Annotated in this window: 17 protein-coding genes; 8 read left to right on the forward strand and 9 right to left on the reverse strand. The window is 26.8% G+C overall.

Features of this window, described 5'->3' with window-relative positions; genetic code table 11:
• Positions 1–123: 123 nt before the first annotated feature.
• Entirely contained in the window at positions 124–879 is a 756-nt protein-coding gene (yaaA, locus tag Q0G30_RS05205) for a peroxide stress protein YaaA (protein ID WP_294387448.1), read from the forward strand.
• Between the two features lie 532 nt (positions 880–1411).
• Positions 1412–1756: a hypothetical protein gene (locus Q0G30_RS05210; protein WP_294387451.1), complete on the forward strand. Its 345-nt coding sequence runs from the start codon at positions 1412–1414 to the stop codon at positions 1754–1756.
• A gap of 113 nt (positions 1757–1869) precedes the next feature.
• On the opposite strand, the gene Q0G30_RS05215 is transcribed toward Q0G30_RS05210, so the two are convergent.
• Positions 1870–4131 carry a glycogen/starch/alpha-glucan phosphorylase gene (locus tag Q0G30_RS05215; RefSeq protein ID WP_294387453.1) on the reverse strand — a complete coding sequence of 754 codons (2262 nt, stop codon included), beginning with the start codon at positions 4129–4131 and terminating at the stop codon, positions 1870–1872.
• A gap of 266 nt (positions 4132–4397) precedes the next feature.
• Positions 4398–5873 carry a UDP-N-acetylmuramoyl-L-alanyl-D-glutamate--2,6-diaminopimelate ligase gene (locus Q0G30_RS05220; RefSeq protein WP_294387455.1) on the reverse strand — a complete coding sequence of 492 codons (1476 nt, stop codon included), beginning with the start codon at positions 5871–5873 and terminating at the stop codon, positions 4398–4400.
• Positions 5874–6317: 444 nt separating this feature from the next.
• Here Q0G30_RS05220 and asnB point away from each other — a divergent pair, with 444 nt between their 5' ends.
• Positions 6318–7904 (forward strand): asparagine synthase B, encoded by a 1587-nt coding sequence (gene asnB / locus Q0G30_RS05225; protein ID WP_294387459.1) that lies wholly within the window; start codon positions 6318–6320, stop codon positions 7902–7904.
• Positions 7905–8028: 124 nt separating this feature from the next.
• Positions 8029–8985 carry an alpha/beta hydrolase gene (locus Q0G30_RS05230; RefSeq protein WP_294387461.1) on the forward strand — a complete coding sequence of 319 codons (957 nt, stop codon included), beginning with the start codon at positions 8029–8031 and terminating at the stop codon, positions 8983–8985.
• A 234-nt stretch (positions 8986–9219) separates the two neighbouring features.
• Here Q0G30_RS05230 and Q0G30_RS05235 read toward each other — a convergent pair whose 3' ends face one another.
• From Q0G30_RS05235 to Q0G30_RS05245, 3 genes are all read right to left on the reverse strand, one after another.
• A complete protein-coding gene (locus tag Q0G30_RS05235; protein ID WP_294387464.1) occupies positions 9220–9429 on the reverse strand; it encodes a DUF1450 domain-containing protein in 210 nt (69 codons plus the stop codon).
• Between the two features lie 115 nt (positions 9430–9544).
• Positions 9545–11365, reverse strand: coding sequence for an ABC transporter ATP-binding protein (locus Q0G30_RS05240; protein WP_294387467.1), 1821 nt, complete (start codon positions 11363–11365; stop codon positions 9545–9547).
• The gene (locus Q0G30_RS05245) at positions 11358–13088 is read right to left on the reverse strand and encodes an ABC transporter ATP-binding protein (RefSeq protein ID WP_294387469.1); all 1731 of its coding nucleotides are present in this window, start codon (positions 13086–13088) and stop codon (positions 11358–11360) included. The genes Q0G30_RS05240 and Q0G30_RS05245 overlap by 8 nt, the downstream gene beginning before the upstream one ends.
• A 331-nt stretch (positions 13089–13419) precedes the next feature.
• On the opposite strand from Q0G30_RS05245, the gene Q0G30_RS05250 reads away from it, so the two are divergent.
• Entirely contained in the window at positions 13420–13578 is a 159-nt protein-coding gene (locus tag Q0G30_RS05250; protein ID WP_294387470.1) for a DUF1540 domain-containing protein, read from the forward strand.
• 124 nt (positions 13579–13702) lie between these two features.
• The gene (locus Q0G30_RS05255; RefSeq protein WP_294387472.1) at positions 13703–14362 is read left to right on the forward strand and encodes a hypothetical protein; all 660 of its coding nucleotides are present in this window, start codon (positions 13703–13705) and stop codon (positions 14360–14362) included.
• A gap of 57 nt (positions 14363–14419) precedes the next feature.
• Here Q0G30_RS05255 and Q0G30_RS05260 read toward each other — a convergent pair whose 3' ends face one another.
• Both Q0G30_RS05260 and Q0G30_RS05265 read right to left on the reverse strand, forming a co-directional pair.
• On the reverse strand, positions 14420–15250 hold the full coding sequence (locus Q0G30_RS05260) for a phosphatase PAP2 family protein (protein WP_294387474.1): 831 nt from the start codon (positions 15248–15250) through the stop codon (positions 14420–14422).
• A 22-nt stretch (positions 15251–15272) separates the two neighbouring features.
• Positions 15273–16454: an amidohydrolase gene (locus Q0G30_RS05265; protein WP_294387477.1), complete on the reverse strand. Its 1182-nt coding sequence runs from the start codon at positions 16452–16454 to the stop codon at positions 15273–15275.
• 127 nt (positions 16455–16581) lie between these two features.
• Here Q0G30_RS05265 and Q0G30_RS05270 point away from each other — a divergent pair, with 127 nt between their 5' ends.
• Positions 16582–17319: a GerMN domain-containing protein gene (locus Q0G30_RS05270; protein WP_294387480.1), complete on the forward strand. Its 738-nt coding sequence runs from the start codon at positions 16582–16584 to the stop codon at positions 17317–17319.
• 58 nt (positions 17320–17377) lie between these two features.
• Here Q0G30_RS05270 and Q0G30_RS05275 read toward each other — a convergent pair whose 3' ends face one another.
• Positions 17378–18340, reverse strand: a complete 963-nt coding sequence (locus tag Q0G30_RS05275) for an aromatic acid exporter family protein (RefSeq protein WP_294387484.1) — start codon at positions 18338–18340, stop codon at positions 17378–17380.
• 552 nt (positions 18341–18892) lie between these two features.
• On the opposite strand from Q0G30_RS05275, the gene Q0G30_RS05280 reads away from it, so the two are divergent.
• Positions 18893–20407 (forward strand): bifunctional UDP-sugar hydrolase/5'-nucleotidase, encoded by a 1515-nt coding sequence (locus Q0G30_RS05280; RefSeq protein ID WP_294387487.1) that lies wholly within the window; start codon positions 18893–18895, stop codon positions 20405–20407.
• Positions 20408–20534: 127 nt separating this feature from the next.
• Here Q0G30_RS05280 and Q0G30_RS05285 read toward each other — a convergent pair.
• Positions 20535–20900: glycerophosphodiester phosphodiesterase family protein (locus Q0G30_RS05285; RefSeq protein WP_294387490.1), on the reverse strand; the 366-nt coding region annotated here is incomplete at its 5' end.

Here is a 20900-nt window from a genome sequence, read left to right on the forward strand (position 1 = left end):
TTTTTCCTAATAATATTTTTATTTAACATTATTAGAATTAATTCTAAACTTTTAATTTTTATATAATAATAATTATTATGTATGATATACTATTTATGACATTTCATTTAGGAGCTGATTAATTTGAACACTAAAACATTTAATATAATTATTTCACCTGCAAAAAAAATGAATATAAATAATGACGATATTATAAGCGAATCTATACCATGTTTTATGGACAAGACAGAGTATTTATATAGTAATTTAAAAAATTATAGCTATGATGATTTAAAAAAACTTTTAGCTTGTAATGATGAAATTGCAGAGCTTAACTATTCTAGGTATAAAAATATGAATTTATATAAAAATTTATCACCTGCAATTCTTTCTTATGAAGGTATCCAATACAAATACATGTCTCCAGATTCATTTAGCAATTCAGAATTTGATTATATATCTAATCATTTAAGAATTTTATCTGGTTTTTATGGTATTTTAAAACCATTTGATGGTATCGTCCCTTATAGATTAGAAATGCAAGCAAAGTTATCAATAGGAGATAACAAAAACTTATACTCTTTCTGGGGAGATTCTTTATATAAAGAACTTACTAAAGATGCTAAAACTATATTAAATCTTGCTTCAAAAGAATATAGCAAGACTATCGAAAAGTATTTAACAAAGGATGATATTTTCATAACATGTGTTTTTGGAAATTTTGTTAACTCTAAAATTAAAGTGAAAGCAACAGAGGCTAAAATGGCTCGTGGACTTATGATACGCTATTTAGCCGAAAATAATATTACTGATATAGAAAAAGTTAAGGACTTTAAGGAACTTGGATTCTCTTATTCAAAAGAACATTCAAAACCTAATGAATTTGTTTTCTTAAAATAATGGCTTTTTTTAAAATAAGTATATTAGAAAGGATGTTCAAATTGGACATCCTTCTATATAGTAATATATTAAAATCTTGAAAAATTTAATATATTGAACTTTAAATAATAAATATCTTCAAATTAAACTAAATTAAAATTATTTAGACAAATTTAATGGAATAGGTATCCATTTCGCTATAATTTTTGCTAATTTAACTTCATTCTCTTTACAATCTTTATCTATCCAATGCTTCAATGTCATTATAAAACCTACTTGACAGTAAATTAGATAATGATGCAAATAAAAAAATTAAATACTACCATTTCTCTCTAAACTAGATTTTTTGCAACAACATGTAATATATAATGTATATTTTTATCTAATTTACTTGTATAAAAATTTCTCGCTCCTCATTTACTTTATTTTCCATAAATGTTATTATATATAATTGTAGAGTGGCCAAACTACTTATAATTAAATGAGAAAATAGATAAAATTAATGTCTAGTTAATTTTATAAAAATATATTCTAAATGGGGAGAGATTTTTTTATGAGATATTACATTTTAAGAACTAATGCAAAGTCAGATTATACTGCTAACAAATTAATTAATGGTTATAACTTTAAAATAAATAACTTAAATGCTGAAAGACTAATTAGTGATGCCAAAGATGAAGAAATTTTCTATTTACTATATAACATTTCTGAAAAGAAGTTTATAGAGCAAGGGTTAATTAAAAGTGTTGAATCAAATAAACCTTCTAACAAGTATGAAGCTTTATTTGCTGAAAGAAAACCCTTAAATATAAATTACTTACCATATTCAACTCCTAATTGTGGAATAATTCCAACTTCTAAAAAGAAGGTAGAAGAAATTCTAAATGTTGCAGTTTAATAAAAACTACTAAACATTTATTATTATTTTAAGTAATACTAGTTTAAATCTTGGAATAATAAAGGAGCTGATCTTATGATAAGCTCCTTTAAATTTTTCCTTCGTTTATTATATTATTTTAATTTCCATATATCTTCATTGTATTGAGCAATTGTTCTATCTGATGAGAAGAATCCTGCTTTACTGATGTTTATTAAAACTTTTCTATTCCAAGTTTCTCTATCTTCATAATCTTTAAATACTTTATCCTTAGTTTTAATATAATCTTCAATATCAAGTAACGTCATGAACCAGTCCTTAACTATTAATTCATGGTGAAGTCTGTTTAGATTAACTTCATCTCCAACCTTTAACATTTCATCACTTACTATAAAGTCAACTAGTTCCTTGATATTTTCTTTTTCATAATATTTCTTTGAAATATAGTCAGCTTTCTTATAATGCTCAATTACTTGTTCACTTGACTCACCAAAGATATAGATGTTATCATCACCAACTAATTGATGAATTTCAACGTTAGCTCCATCTTCAGTTCCTAAAGTTAATGCACCATTTAACATAAACTTCATATTACCTGTTCCTGAAGCTTCCTTAGATGCTAAAGAAATTTGTTCAGAAACATCACAAGCTGGTATTAACTTAGAAGCTTTAGTTACATTATAGTTTTCAACCATAACAACTTTTAAATGTTTGCTAACAAGTGGATCATTATTTATAATTTCTTGTAAGCAAAGAATTGTATGAATTATATCCTGTGCAATTATATAAGCTGGTGCAGCCTTTGCTCCAAATATCATTGTGATTGGAGTTGTTGGAATGTTTCCTGCTTTAATATCTAAATATTTATGAATGATATATAAAACATTCATTTGTTGTCTCTTATATTCGTGAAGTCTCTTTATTTGAATATCAAAAATAGAGTTTTCATCTATTTCAATATTTTGAGTGTCTTTTAAATATTTCTTTAATGCAATTTTATTATGCTTCTTTATTTCTCCAAGCTTTTTTAATACCTCTTTGTTATCAACATACTTACCTAAATCTTCTAATTTAGTTGCATCAGTCTTGAACTCATCACCAATAAGTTCTGTAATATAATTAGTTAATTCATTATTACAGTGGATTAACCATCTTCTAAAAGTTATACCATTTGTCTTATTATTAAATTTTTCTGGATAGATATCATAAAATGGTCTTAATTCTTCTTGTTCTAATATTTCTGTGTGAAGTGCTGCAACACCATTTACACTAAATCCATAATGAATATCCATATGAGCCATATGAACTCTATCATCTTTATCTATAATATAGACTCTTTCATCATCATATTTTTCTTTAACTAAGTTGTCTAATTCTCTTATAATTGGCATTAGTTGAGGCACAACCTTTTCTAAATAAGCTATTGGCCATTTTTCTAATGCTTCAGCTAATATTGTATGATTTGTATATGCACAAGTCTTGGTAACGATACCGATAGCTTCTTGCATTTCGATACCCTTTTCTCCTAATAATCTTATTAATTCTGGTATAACCATTGAAGGGTGTGTATCATTAATTTGAACAACTACATGCTCATGTAACTTGTGTAAGTCATATCCATTCTCTTCTGCTTCTAAAAGAATTAATTGCGCAGCATTACTTACCATAAAATATTGTTGATATATTCTTAATAAGTGTCCTGCTTCATCACTATCATCTGGATATAAGAATAATGTTAAGTTTTCTTTAATATCCTCTTTATCAAAACTTATTCCATCTTTAACTAAATCTTCATTAATTGTATCAATATCAAATAATCTTAATTTATTTGAAGCTTGATTGTATCCTGTTACATCTATATCATATAATGTTGAAGTTACCTTAAATCCACCAAATAATACATCAAATTTAATGTTAGATTTATTTAACCAACTTTCAGGAGTTATCCATGGGTTCTTTTCAGCTGTTTGTTTATTATTCTTAAATACTTGCTTAAATAATCCATAGTGATAGTTTAATCCAACACCATCTCCGTTTAAACCTAACGTTGCTATTGAATCTAAGAAACATGCAGCTAATCTTCCTAATCCACCATTTCCTAATGAAGGTTCTAACTCTATTTCTTCTATTTCAGTTAAATCCTTTCCATTAGCAGCTAACACTTCTTTAACTTCATCATAAAGGCCTAAATTTATTAAATTATTTGATAATAATTTTCCGATTAAAAATTCTGCTGAAATATAATATAATTTTTTACTACCTTTATTTGTTCCTTTATTTTTAATACATCCTTTTGTCATTTCTAATAATGCTAAATATACTTCTTCGTTTGTTGCTTCTTCTATTGATTTTTGAAATCTATTTTTTAAGATTTCAGCTAAATTATTTTTTACCATAATAAATTATCCCACCTTAAATTCATTATTTTTAATAATATTTAATAACTTATTTTATAATTATCTCATTTACAATTATATAATAACAATTTTTAAAAATAATCTTTGTACATTTTTTTTATTTTTTGTATATTTTTTATGTTACTTTTAAAAAATATACTATTTTTATACGTTTTCTTGTAATCTTTTTCATGGCTACCTCTTAAATCTTCAAAAAAATAATAGGCATACCTTTCAGTATACCTATTTTTAAAATAATTATTTAATTAAATGCTATCAAAATAATTTATAACTGTTTCTTTATCACTAAAATGATGTTTTACTGTTCCTATTATTTGATAATCTTCGTGACCTTTTCCTGCTATAACAACTATATCATCTTTACCTGCAATTCTACATGCATACTCTATAGCTTCTTTTCTATCTTCAATAACAGTATGACTATCCTTAATTCCCTCTAATATATCTTCTATTATTCTGTGTGGATCTTCTGTTCGTGGATTATCAGACGTTACTATTGCAACATCACTATATTTTTCAGCAATTGCTCCCATTAAAGGTCTCTTGGTTTTATCTCTATCTCCACCACAACCGAATACTGTTATTAATTTTCCTTTAACAACTTCCTTCATAGTTTCTAAAATATTTTCTAATCCATCTGGAGTATGAGCATAATCTATAACTATTGTAGATTTCATTTTATCATGATATACTCTTTCACATCTTCCAGCAACTGCTTTCATTGTATCAAAACCTTCTATGACATCATCTACATTTACATATCCACCAACAACAAGCATTCCTATAACACCTAATGCATTATAAATATTATAAAGTCCTGGAATATGAAGCTTAATACTTCCCTTAAATTCTTCATCTATATATAAGTCAAAAGTTGAACCATTTGCTTGTAAGTCTAAATTTTTAGCCCTAACATATCCAGAATTTACTCCATAAGAAGTAACAACTTTATTATCATTGCTATTCTCATATAATGTATCTAACATTCTTTTTCCATATTGATCATCACAATTTATAACAGTAGTTTCAGCTCCCTTAATAAACTTAAACTTTGCATTATAATAATTTTCAAATGTCTTATGATAGTCCATATGATCTTGAGTTAAGTTTGTAAACATACCTCTGCTGAAGTTTAATCCTTCTACTCTTCCCATTGCAGATGCATGAGATGATACTTCCATTAAGCAGTATTTACAGCCCGCTTCTCTCATATCCTTAATAAGTCTAAATAATTCTATAGCTTCTGGAGTTGTCATTGATGTAGGAATCATCTTATCACCAATATAATTGGCTATAGTTCCTATAAGACCAACCTTGTTTCCTGCATGTTCTAATATGTGCTTCATCATATATGTTGATGTAGTCTTTCCGTTAGTACCTGTTACCCCTAAGAATGTTAAGTCACCATCTTGTATGTTAAAGAATGTCTTTGCAATAATAGCCATACATTCTCTTGTATCACTTACCCTTATGTAAGCAACGCCTTCTTTAATATCACTTATATCTTTACTGTGAACAATTACCTTTGCACCTTTTTCTATGGCATCATTTATTAAATCATGCCCATCTACTTTTAATCCTATAACAGCAATAAAAAGACTTCCTTCTATTACTTCCCTTGTATCTCTTGTAATATCTATAACATTTATTTTTGTATAATCTATTTCATTTGTAGAAGTATAATCTAACTTTGAATTTTTCAATATTTCACTTAATAACATCTAAAATCTCCTTATCTTAAATTGATTTTCATTAATTATTTATAACAATGTATTTTATTATCTCATAATATTGTACATCATTTATAGTGCTTTATCTATAAAAAGTGATTTAATGAATAAATAAATCTATATTTTATTATATTCAATTCTTTTGTGATGCTTACTACTTTTATAAATAACACTTTTACTAATTATTTTTATTTAATCTATATATTTTTTATAAATTTTGTGGCATTTTAATTCCATTTATAATATAATTTAACAAATAGTTTTTTTAATTTTAGTCATCAAAGGCGATGATAAAGCAAATTAATAATTAAAAATACAGGTTATATTTTTATTTTTTAATTACTATTTGCTATATTTGAGCCTTTATCTAGATAGGAATTTTTTAAGGCTCGCATTTAGCGGGCCTTTATTATTTTATAAAAGGGGGCTAAAAACTTGTGTAGCTTTGTTGTATTTTCTTCTAATGAATTAAATTTTTCTTATTTATCAAATGCTTTAAAAAAACTTAAACATAGAGGGCCGGATAATAACTATGCTGCTATTGAAAATCATCTATCTTGGGGCTTTAACCGTTTATCAATAATGGATTTATCTTCTAATGGAAATCAACCTTTTAAATATAATTCATGCGAACTTGTATGTAATGGTGAAATATATAATTATTCATCTTTAAAAGAATTATTAAGTGATGAATATAAATTTCATTCAAATAGTGATTGTGAAGTATTAATACCTCTATATTATAAATATGGCATAGAGATAATGTGTAAAATGCTGGATGCTGAATTTGCTTTAGTATTATATGATGCTAAAACTAATTCCATAATGGCTGCTAGAGATCCAATGGGAATCAGACCTATGTTTTATGGATACACAAAAGAAGATCATAAAATTTCTTTTGCAAGTGAAGCAAAAGGTTTAATTGATTATTGCGATAATATTATGCCATTTCCTCCTGGACATTATTATAAGGATGGAGAATTTATTTGCTATAATGATTTATCAGATTCAAAGTTTATTAATAACGATAATTTAGAAACCATTTTTAACAATATAAGAACTAAATTAGTTTCAGCTGTAGAAAAAAGGCTTCATGCAGATGCACCTATTGGATATTTATTAAGTGGAGGATTAGACTCTTCTCTTGTATGTTCTATTGCTCAAAGACTTAGTAATAAGCCAATCAAAACTTTTGCTATAGGAATGAATACTGATCCAATAGATTTAAAATATGCAAAACAAGCTGCTAAATTTTTAGGTACAGACCATACTGAAGTTATAATAACAAAAGAGGATGTATTAAGTTCCTTAGAAGAGGTTATTTATCATTTAGAAACATTTGATATTACTACTATTAGAGCAAGTATTGGAATGTATTTATTATGTAAATATATCCATGAAAATACTGATTTAAAAGTTATTTTGACAGGTGAGGTAAGTGATGAATTGTTTGGTTATAAATATACTGATTTCGCACCTTCTCCAAGGGAGTTCCAAAAAGAATCTCAAAAAAGAATTAAGGAACTTTATATGTATGATGTTTTAAGAGCTGATCGTTGTATTTCTGCTCATGCTTTAGAAGGACGAGTTCCTTTCGCAGATATTGATTTTGTAAATTATGTGATGAGCATTAATCCATCAAAAAAAATGAATGCTTACGACAAAGGTAAATATTTATTAAGAAAAGCATTTGAAGAAGATAACTATCTACCTAAAGATTTATTATATCGTGAAAAAGCTGCTTTTAGTGATGCTGTTGGTCATTCTCTAGTAGATTACTTAAAGGAATATGCCGAAGAAAAATATACTTATGCTGATCTTGAATTAGCTAAAGAAAAATATAAATATTGCACACCATTCACTAAGGAATCTCTTCTTTATAGAGATATTTTTGAAAAATATTATTCTGGAAATGCTAAGTGGATTAAAGATTTTTGGATGCCTAATAAATCTTGGGAAGGATGTAATGTTAATGATCCTAGCGCTAGAGTTCTTTCTAATTATGGTGATAGTGGAAAATAGTAAAGTCTTAAGGAGCCTTTTTAATTTGTAGGCTCCTTTTTATAATTAAATAACTTGTTATTAAGCATATTCTATATTCTTAGTGATATAATTAATACAAAAGTTCTATTTTAGAGGTGAACATATGAAGGAAATCATAATAATTTTACTATTTATTATACTTATAGCTTTAATAATAGTAATTTACTATGGCGGAAATTACTTATACAACTTAGGTATAAACCCAAAATACCCAAAAGATTTAATATTTAAAAATAACTCTAATAAAGAAACAAAACAAAATGAAACTAGTGGTGTTTCTACTGTAGATAGTAAAACATGGTTGCTTAAATATAGTAACTATGAAGATTTATTTATTAAATCTAAAGACAATTTAATATTACATAACTACGTTATAAAAAATAAAAATACCTCTAGCAAATGGGTTATTGCCGTTCATGGCTATACTTCTCAAGGCATATATATGGCTTCATACGCTCAAAAGTTTTATGATATGGGATATAATATTATAATTCCTGATTTAAGAGGTCACGGTAAAAGTGAAGGTACCTATATAGGAATGGGGTGGCATGAAAGACTTGATATTGTTGATTTATCAAATTATATTGCTAATACTTATAAAGGTTCTCAAATTGTTCTTTTTGGTGTTTCCATGGGAGCTGCAACTGTTATGAATGCTTCTGGTGAAAAGTTGCCTCACAATGTTAAGGCAATAATAGAAGACTGTGGATATACCTCTGCTTGGAATCAGTTTGCTTATCAATTAAAAGCATTATTTAAAGTACCATCATTTCCTATGATGCAAGTAGCAAGCATTATTTGTAAAGTTCGTGCTGGATATTTTATTAGTGAAGCATCATCTATTAAGCAAATAAAAAAATCAGTGACTCCAACACTTTTTATTCATGGCGATAAAGATGGATTTGTTCCTTTCTTTATGCTTGATGAACTATATAATGCCTCACCTGTTGAAAAAGAAAAATTAATTATCAACGGTGCAGCTCATGCCAGAGCTAGCTACGTTAATCCTAAGTTATATTGGGAAACTGTAGAAAGATTTTTAAATAAATATATTAACTAAATTGCGCACTACATGGATGGAAAAAATGAAATATTAATTTGGAGGGAATATTGAAATTAAGCCGTAGAATTTAATCTTTGTGGAATTGAACTTGCGTAAAGAAGTTGTATTGAAGCGTCAGCGGCTTTTACAACTTTAGCAAGTTCAATGGAACAAAGATATAAATTCTAGGCGAAAATTTCACCGTTCCCGGAAAATAAATATTTCATTTTTTCGCCTCATGTAATGCGCAATTTATTTCATGTTTAATATTGATCTTGTTTTTATGATAAACTCAACTTCACTTGCAGCTTCAACAAATTCTCCATTAACCATGGCAACTATAGTTCCATCCATTCTTCCACCACATTCACCTATGCATCCACAAACTATTTTTTCATCTTTAAACTCCTTTTTCACTATATCTAGGTCTATTCCTGAACATCCTGGACACATTACTATCATTTTTTTATCTCCTTTTAATATGTATTTTTAAATTATTTATTTTATTATACAATATAAGCTACCTCAGAGGTAAATCCATTTATTGGATTAACCTCTGAGGTAGCCCGATTTTTGTCTAAATTTCTATTCCTTTTTTAAATTGGCTATTATATAGGTTTGCATAGAATCCATCTTTAGCTAAAAGCTCATCATGAGTTCCACTTTCAATAATTTTTCCATCCTTTAAAGCTAAAATCTTATCTGCATTTTTAATAGTGCTTAATCTATGGGCTATTACAAAAGTAGTCTTTCCTTTCATAAGTTTAAGCATTGCATTTTGAATTAATACTTCTGTTCTTGTATCTATTGAAGAGGTTGCCTCATCTAATATTAAAATGGATGCATTGGATAAAACAGCTCTTGCAATAGCTAAAAGCTGTCTTTGCCCTTGTGATAAATTACTACCATTATCTGATAATACTGTATTATATCCTTGCGGAAGTTGCTTTATAAAATGATGTGCATCGGCAATTTTTGCTGCTTCTATAACTTCTTCATTACTAGCAGATAATCTTCCATATCTTATATTTTCACTAACAGTTTCTGAAAATAAGTAAGTATCTTGAAGTACCATTGCTACTGTTTTTCTTAAACTTTCTCTAGTTATTTCATCTATATTTCTTCCATCAATTAATATTTGTCCACTATCAATATTATAAAACTTAGTCAGCAAATTAACTATTGTAGTTTTACCTGCTCCTGTTGGTCCAACTATTGCAATAACTTCACCCTTTTTGGCTTCTAATGAAACATTTTTTAATATTTCTTTTCCATTAGTGTAAGAAAAGGTTACATCCTTTAATTCAACATGACCTTCTATATTATCAATATCAACTGCATCTTTTTTATCCTTTTCCTTTTCTTCATCAATTACTTCAAATACTCTTTCTGCTCCTGCAAGTGCACTTTGAATAGTATTAAAAAGATTCATTATCTCATTTATTGGTCTTGTAAAATTTCTCATATAAAGTAAAAATGAAAATACAATACCAACAGTAAGTGCATATCCCTTTAAAATTAGGTATCCACCTGTAACTGAAATTATTAAATATGAAATATTATTTATAAAATTATTTATTGGACCCATAAATGAAGAAACACCTTGGGCTATTATTGCGCTTTTAGTAAGCCTTTCATTTATTTCTGAAAACTCCTCTTTAACCCTTTCTTCTTCTGAAAATAATAACACAACCTTTTGTCCTGATACCATTTCTTCAATATAGCCATTTAAATTTCCAAGCTCTTTTTGTTGCTTCACAAAAAAACCTTGAGTTTTCTTAGCTAATGTTTTTGTTGTTATAAAAGTTAAAGGTATTGTTATTATTCCTATTAAAGTTAATATTGGACTTAATAATATCATGGCAATAAACATTCCAATTATATTTATTATTCCAGAAAATAACTGAGTTACACTTTGAGATAAAGTTGTATTTATATTATCAACATCATTAGTAAGTCTGCTCATTAAATCTCCACTTGAATTATTATCAAAATATTTAAGTGGTAAACTTTGAAGCGCAGTAAATAATTCTCCTCTTATTTTAGCTGAAACTTTTTGCGATATTTTAATCATTACACTATTCTGATAGTAAGTTGAAAATATATTTACTAAATACATCAAAACTAATATCATACATATAAAGGCTAACCCCTTTATATCTCCAGTTTTAATAAATTTATCTATTGTGTATCCATTTAATCTTGTCCCTAAAATACTAATTAAAGTTGTTATAAAGCATAAAATAAATACTACAAATATATTAATTTTCTTTTCAATTAAATATCCAAGTAATCTCTTTATAGTTCCCTTAATATCCTTAATCTTTTCTACCTTTTTTCTATGCAATTGGTGAGGTCCAGCTCCTGGTCTCATTTGTATTGGTGACTTATTAGACATTTAAAACTGCCTCCTCTCCTAATTGTGATATAGCAATACTTCTATATATCTCACAATTTTTAATAAGTTCTTTATGAGTTCCTATTGCAGCAATTTCTCCGTTATCTAAAACTATTATTTTATCAGAATCCATTACAGCACTTATTCTTTGTGCTATAAGAAATACAGTAGAATCTTTCATTCTATTTTTAAGTGAGTTTTGTAACTTCGATTCTGTTTCCATATCTAAAGCACTACTTGAATCATCTAAAATTAGTATCTTAGGATTCTTTATTAAAGTTCTAGCAATAGAGATTCTTTGTTTTTGTCCTCCAGATAAATTTTTACCTCTTTGTCCAACTTCTCTATTGTATCCTTCATTACTTGAATTTATAAACTCAAAGGCCTGAGCATCCCTTGTTGCACTATCCATCATTTCTTCATTAGCATCTTCCATACCAAACCTTAAATTATCCGCAATACTTCCTGAAAAAAGAGTTGTATCTTGAAGAACAACACCAATAATTTTTCTTAGATCTTTTATTTTTAAACTTCTAACATCTTTATTTCCAATCATTACAGAACCAGATGTTGTATCATATAATCTTGGAATAAGTGATATTAATGAACTTTTACCACTTCCTGTAGGTCCTATTATTCCTATTTTTTCACCCTCTGATGCCTTAAATGATATGTCCTTTAATACATATTCACCATCTTTATTATATTTAAAATAAACATCTTTAAACTCAACATCAAAATTTTCTATTTTCTCTGTATTTTCTCTATCCTTTATTGATGATTCAATATCTAAAACTTCATTAATTCTCTCTGCAGATACTTTTGCTCTAGAAAAGTTAATGATAATCATTACTAGCATATTTAAAGAACCCATTATTTGAACTAAGTAATTAATAAATGCCATTATCTTACCTATTTCTAAGGAACCATTGTTAACATAATTTCCACCAAACCAAAGTACTGCTACAACACTTAAATTCATTATTAATGTAACAAGTGGCCAAAGCAATATAGTTACTCCTTGTGCTTTTATACTTGTATCCATTAATTCTTTATTGGCATTACTAAACCTTTCTCTTACCTTATTTTCTATAGTAAAAGCCTTCACTACTCTAACACCAAGTAAATTTTCCCTCATAACTAAATTTACATTATCTATTTTCTTTTGCATCTCTGTAAAAAATGGAATTGATTTTGAAGTAATTAAAGTTACACTTAATATAATTAAAGGAATTGCTATTAAAAATATCATTGATAATTTAACGCTAATTGTAAGTGACATTATTATACCACCTAAAAAAATTAGTGGCGATCTTACCATTCCCCTTAATCCCATCATAACCATATTTTGAACCTGAGTTACATCATTAGTTAACCTAGTAATAAGTGATGATGTTTTAAATTTATCTATTTCTAAAAATGATAAACTTTGTATCTTATCAAATAGACTTTGTCTAATATTTTTTCCCATATTCATTGAAGCTAAAGTTGCAAATATACCACAAAGCATTCCACCTAATATTCCTATAAAAGCAACTACTATCATTTTAAATCCAACATTTAAAACATAACTAATATCGCCATTTGCTATACCTATATCTATAATATCTGACATAAGCTTAGGTTGGTTCAAATCCATTATTACTTCAATAAACATCATTAAAGGTGCTAAAATTGTATAAATAATTGCATTTCCTTTAATATACTTAAGTAATTTAGTCATTTCTAGTTTTCATCTCCTTTTTGTTAATTCTCATAAATCTGTAATGTAATCTTTATTTATCTATTTTTCACCTAAATATTTATATTATTATCACGCATTAGTTAGGTACCTAATTATTCATTTCTAAGTATTAGTATAATTTTATACCTCCCATTCGTCAATACCTCTTACTTGTACTTTTTCAAACTTTATACATATTTTATGGGAATAATTTATTTTCCTACGGATAAAATAAATTAGGATAAAGAGTAATATTGTTAAGTTAATATAATCTATACTCCTACAGTTATATAACTTAACATATTAATTAATATATAGAGGAGGATTAATTATGAAGCATAATGAAAGTATCGGTTGTACTGTTACTGAGTGCAAGTTTCATTGCCAAGATGATAATTATTGTACATTAAATCACATTCAAGTTGTTACTCACACTAGTTGTGCATATAGCAAAGAATGTACTGATTGTGGTAGTTTTGTAAAAAAATAATACTACTACTTATATAAAGGGTAGTCCTAAGCTACCCTATTTTAATCTTTTTACTTAACAATAAATAAATTTTTATTGTTTTAAACATACTAAATATTATTAATAAATTTAAGGAGTGAAACGAATGAAAAAATTTATATGCTTTCTTTTAGCAATGTTAACCTTAGTATCTATGTTACTTTTTAGTTTACCAGTATCTGCAACTTGCATAGAAAACCCTTACTCACAGTTTATTGATGATCCATATTATGAGGTTACATCTGATTATATTACTGGAATAGTATCTAAGCTTTCTAATCTTTCTGCTTCAGGTAGTATTTGTATAGATTATTTAGGAGAGGAAATATTACTACATAGAGCCATATTATTTGCAACTCATAATATAGAAAGCTATTCAAGTAATCCAGAGTTAACTGATATTAGTGATGATATGATTGATAACTATACTGGTGAGATAAAAGAAATGAGAATTGAATTATCTAAATTAATTGATACTTATGGTAAAACTAAGGAACAATTCAAAGACGATACTGAATATATAAAGCAATATAAAGTAATTATAGATAAGCTTCAAAAAGACTTAGCAGAAGTTAAAGCTTCAGACAGTAATGAAATTGCATATATAAAACAAGCAATTGCAATTTTACAAGCATCTTATTCTATTTCATTACTTGATAATAAATGTGCTAAAAGTGAACTAGTTAAAGAAACTTCTAAAAGTGAAATCATCAACACTCAAGCCTATATTTCTAGATTAAAAGCACTTGAGTCTTCTTTAAAATAGAAAAAAGATAAGATGTTAACTGAAAAACTCAGCATCTTATCTTTTAAATTTTATTTTTTAAATTTTCATATTTTTAAATATCATAGGATATACTCCCATAGCAATTAAACTTATTAATAAATATCTTATAAATGAAAATATTGTTCCGCTTGGTAATACATATTTTAACCCAACTTGTAATACTAATAGTATCAATACTCCTAATAACACTCTTATTATCTTATTTGCCGTACTTGCTTCTACTGAAAAATTAACATATTTCTTTTCAATATATATTCCAATTATGAATCCTAAATAAGTTCCCATTCCCTTAATAAAATCTGCAGAATGTGCAAAAGTTAATGCAGGGATAAATATTGCAAATGTAATTATATATAATAACATTTTGTTTTGAAATTTATTATATAACTTATAACATACTAGAGATGTTAACACTCCTAATACTCCACCAACTATAACATCTTTTGGATAATGAACTCCTAAGTATAATCTAGAAAAACCAATTAAAATAATCATTATAGTGGCAATAATATACATTACTCTTTTCCTTAAATAAATTGCTATAGCTCCATAAAATGAAGATGCACTTTGAGTATGACCACTTGGAAATGAATATCCTGTTGCTGTTTGTTCTCTTAACGTTCTAATTCCCTCTTCTCCTATTGGTCTTTTCATCTTAAAAATATCCTTTATTGTACTATTTAAAAGTACACTAGTTAAAACAGAATAGGCTATATATTCTCCAAGCCTCTTATCTAATGTCCAATAAATAATTCCTATTATTAATATAATAACTATTTGTTCACCACATATAGTAATTAGTTGAAATAGAAAATCCCAAAATGGATTTGCTATACTTTGAATACTCCTTAAAATTTCTAATTCCATATTTTCCTCCGTATATTAATAATTAAAAAGATTTTTTTATCTCTTTATTTATAGCTTCTAAAGCATATGCTACATATAGTTCAGTACTTATTAATACAGCTCTTTCATCTATATTAAACTTATCATTATGATTTGGATAATCCCTACCAATTTCTTCATTTCCAGCTCCCACAAAAACAAAGACCCCTGGAATTCTTTTTTGATATATAGAGAAATCTTCACCTAACATCATTCTTGGTACCTTTATAATATCTTCTTCAGCAAATATTTTCTTAGCTGCCGCTAATGCTGTTCTTACAGCCTCAGCATCATTAATTACTGCTGGATGATGAGCAACATCATACTCAACACTTGCTGTTGCTCCATATGCAAGCGATGTACTATATGCAATTCTTTTAATTGCTGTTTGAATATGTTTAGCTGTTGTTGCATTAAAAGTTCTTATTGTTCCTTCTATTATAGCATTTCCTGAAATAATATTATGAGTTTGTCCTGACTGAATATGACCTATTGTTACTACTGCTGAATTAACTGGATCTATTTCTCTACTAATTATAGATTGTAAATTCATTACTATAGCTGCACAAACTAAAGTAGCATCAACACATTGGTGAGGCTTACCTGCATGTCCTGATTTTCCTGTAACCTTTATTGTAAATTTATTTGATGCAGCCATTCTTGGTCCTTCTTCTATAGATATTTTACCACATTCTATATCTCCAAACACATGTAATCCAAAAATTTCATCTACCTCATCTAAATATCCATGCTCAGAGATTAGCTTTGCCCCACATGAATTCTCTTCTGCTGGTTGAAATACCAAAATAACTTTCCCAGGAATACTATCCTCATATTTTTTTAATATCATGGCTGCTCCAAGTAATGATGCCATATGAGAATCATGTCCACAAGCATGCATTACCCCCTTATTTTCTGAAGCATACCTAACATCTGTATTTTCCTGTATCTTTAAAGCATCCATATCTGCTCTTAATGCAATTACCCTACCATTACCCTTACCAATAGTAGCAACTACTTCTGTTTTTATTCCTTCTTGATATTTAACACCTATTTTATCTAATTCCTCTTTAATCCTTTTAGATGTTCTATATTCTTCCATACTTAATTCAGGATATTTATGAAAATCCTTTCTTAATGAAATTATATAATTACTTATAAGCTTTGTTTCTTTTAAAATATCCATATTTCATCACCCCTTTTAAATTATATATTTTTTTGCAAATATTGTATATTATTTTAAATAAATCATTTAACTTTTTGTAAATATATGGTAATATTTTTATAGTAAATATTTTATTCGAGGTGAAATTATGAAAAGAAAACTATTAATTTTAAGTTGTACTGTTGTTTTATGTTTATCTTTAACATCCTGTGGATTAAAAAGTGCAATTACTGGAGATAAAACTGCTAGTACTGATGATTCAAATGCTACAGAAAATATTTCTGAAAATGAGAATGATGTAACAAGGACTGAGACTACTGATGAAAATAATAATACTGCTTCTACTGAAGAGAATTCTGATGATGCAGTTTTAACTAATAATAATTCATTTGTAGAAAGTAACTCTTCTACTCCTAATGTTACTCCAGATAAATCTGCAATTTCATCAACTACTAATACAGTAAATAGGAATTGTAGAGTTTTTTACTTTAATAAAGTAGATCTTAAAACTTATTGTGTTGATACAAATGTTAAAGTAACAGATAATGCTTTTGTTACTGCATTAACTGAGCAATTATACTCTGCACCTAACGGTAATAACAATTTTGTAGTATTATCTAAGGATTATGGAGTAAGCTCTGCAACATTAAATTATAATACTAATGTCTTAACTGTTGTATTTAATGAAAACTTTATTAAGGATATGGAACTTTCTACTGAAGTAGCTAATGGAGTTATAGAGGCAATAGTTAATACTTATGGATATAATTATGGTGTAGATAAAGTAGCTGTTTATTTTGGAGATCAATTATATACTGGTATTGATGGAACAGCAGCTGCTGGATATTGTTCAGTAAATTATAGTAATGTATTAAAACTTAATTAATGAATAATTAAGCAGTAAATAGGTTAACATAACTTTTAATCTATTTACTGCTTAAATCTTAATGATTTTCTATAATAGTAAAGAAATTTCTTTTTATTAACAAAAACTCTTCCATATCATTTAAAAATTGAAGTAATTGAGCTCTACTTTCAAATTCTTCTCTAGTTTTGGGTAATTCCATTTTTTTAAATTCATTTCTTAAAATATCTAAATCTCTTAACAGTGATTTACAATTATTCATCTCACTTATATTTTCTGCAACACACAATGTAAAGTCTGCCATAATATTCATTTGTTCAACAGGTATATTAAATCTCTGGAAATGTACTCTCATCCTTTTTATTATATCAAACTGATTAATTCTCATATTTATATAATCTGTGTAATATGATGAACTTTTAAAGAAATTATTATTTACTATTTTATAAGCAGTTTCTTTGCTTTCATATAATTTCTTTTCAACTTCATTTATAAGCTTTTGTTCATTAATATCCACTGTATGCGTTATTAATGACTTTGACATTTTACTTATTATAATTCTATAATGCTCTTCAATCCATTCCTTATCATATTTAAATTTATCTTCAAGGGAAGGCATAAAAATATTAGCAATTGCAGCCACACCTATTCCAATTATCATTAATAATATTTCATTAAAAATTAATGCAATTGTTATGTGATTAGCAACTAAAAAATGTGTTGATAAAACTACAGCTGGCACCATTCCTTCTTGTGTTTTTAACCTTGAAGTAATAGGTATCAGAATTATTAAAAACAGCCCAAAAATTAATGCTCCATTTCCTAATACACTATATAAAATTACTGATATTAAAATTCCTATACTACATGCAACTATTCTTTTATAACTTATAATTAAAGCTTTTTTTCTAGTGTCTTGTATACTCAATATAGCAATAACAGCTCCAACTGTTGCATACTGTAGACCTAATATATTACCTATAATTAAGGCTATAGTCGCTGATATTGCCATTTTAAATGCTAAGTTATATATGTACTTCAAATCCCTTCATCCCCTCTGTTTATATACTTCATATTATATAATAATAATGTAATATATAAAATACAATTTAAAATACACCTTTAGAATTATAATGAATTTGTGGATAAAATATTCTTATAACAAAAAAGAGATTTTTCCCTAAAGACAAATCTCTTTTTTGAATTATTTTACTTTCTTATATTGGTTATGACTATTGAAGCTAATGAAATTATTATAAGTATTATTAATAATACTCCCGCTAATTTTACAAAAATCTCATAATTTATTATATTTTCCTCCCCCCAACACTCTAATCTTCAATTCCTTTAGATTTACCCTTTTTAATTATTTATAAGTAAAAAAGCTCTTTTGAAATTTATTTAAATACTTTTTCTATCTTTTATTTTATTATATTACCAAAAATTAACATCATCAAGTTGTATATATTTCTTAACTTAATGAAGATATTATAATTTATGAAAATACGGTTAAAGCTATGTTATAATCTACTTATTCATAGTTAACAATAATATACAGTTATTATTAAAATTTTAGAAATTCAGAGAGGTATATATGAAAAACTTAAAAATTTATTTTACATCTGATATGCATGGATACTTATATCCAACAAACTACATAGATAAAGAACCTAAAAATATTGGTTTAATAAATATGATTAATGATTTCAAAAAAGACGGTAATACATTAATTATCGATGCTGGTGATACTATTCAAGGTTCACCTCTTACTTATTATTTAAGTGGCAAGAAATTTAATATACATCCTATTGCAGATATTATGAATGCTGCTGGATATGACTTTGTAACTCTAGGAAATCATGATTTTAATTATGGCCTATTATATTTAAGAAAATATCTTCGTACATTAAATGCCAAGTGCTTATGTGCAAATGTTGTTGATAAAACTGGAGAATTACCTATTTTACCTTATTCTATAAAGACTTTAGAAAATGGTTTGAAAGTTGGAATTATAGGAATAACAACAGATTTTATAAATCACTGGGAAAGAACTGAAAATATAGCTAACATAAGCATTACTGATACCTTTGAAGCTGTAAAATATTATTTTGATGAAGTAAAAGCAGCATCAGATATCGTCATTGGACTTTATCATGGCGGGTTTGAGTATGACTTAAACTCACATAAGCAACTTATGTTTACAAGTGAAAATATAGCTTATAAATTATGTTTAGAATTTGACTTTGACATCTTACTTACTGGTCATCAACATATGTCATTAGCAGATACTATAATTAATGGTACTCATGTTGTTCAAACACCTCAAAGAGCTACAAGCTATGTACAAATAGAATTGAATTTAAATGATGATAGTAGTAAAACTATTACCTCATCTCTTCAAAAGGTTAAATTAAATTTTGAAAATGAAATATATAATAAATATTTACCTTTAGAAAATGATGTTCAACAATGGTTAGATACTCCTATAGGATTTTTAGATGAAAATTTATATCCATCTTCTCATTTAGATATGGCTCTAAATGGTTCAGCTTTAGCTAACTTTATAAATGCAGTTCAACTTGCTGAAAGTAGTGCTGATATCTCATGTACTTGTTTCTCTAATGAAATAAAAGGATTTGATAAAAATGTTACTGTAAGAGATGTTGTATCTACTTATATGTTTCCAAATACACTAGTAATAGTCGAAATTAATAGGACTCAATTAAAAACAGTATTAGAAAGATGTGCTAGCTATTTTAGCAATAATAATGGAAATATATCAATTTCTGATACATTTTTAAAACCTAAAATACAACATTATAATTATGACTATTTCGCAAATATAGATTATACTTTTGATTTAAATAGACCTGTTGGTGATAGAGTTGTATCTATAAAGTTTAAAGGTAAAGAATTAGATGATACTTCTAAACTTTCTCTTGTTATGAATAATTATAGATCAACAGGAGTTGGTGGATATGATGTATATAAAGAATGTCCACGTTTAAAAGAAATATTAGTAGAAATGCCTGAAGTTATTATTGACTATTTTATAAAGCATAAAAATGTTAAAGTAGATAAAACTAGATATATTAATATTATTCACTAGTATTACCAATGGTTATTTTTACTTCTCTTTCTGTTATAGAAAATTGTTGTTAATATAAAAACACCTCCGGGGTTAATCCATATATTGGATGGACCCCGGAGGTGCATACATTTTTTGTAAATTTCAGTTATTCATTATTAATAATTTCATTTAATAAATCTGGATAGTCAGTAAAGAGTCCATTAGCACCAGCTTTAATTAATTTTCTCATATAAATTGGACTATTAACTGTATAGATATTTACTTTAATATTATTTTTATTAGCTTCTTTTATAAGCTCTTCTGAAACTAATCTTAAATCAGGATGTATTGCATTTGCTCCAACTTCTTTAGCATATTGTATTACATTTTCTATAGGAGCATAATATAACAATCCAGTCTCAAATTCACTATCTATTTCTTTACAAATTCTTATTGATTCATGATTAAAACTTGATAATATTATTTGCTTCTTTAATCCATACCTATTAACTAACTCAATTACATCTCTTTC

The sequence above is a fragment of the uncultured Clostridium sp. genome (assembly GCF_934754925.1).
Lineage (GTDB): Bacteria > Bacillota > Clostridia > Clostridiales > Clostridiaceae > Clostridium.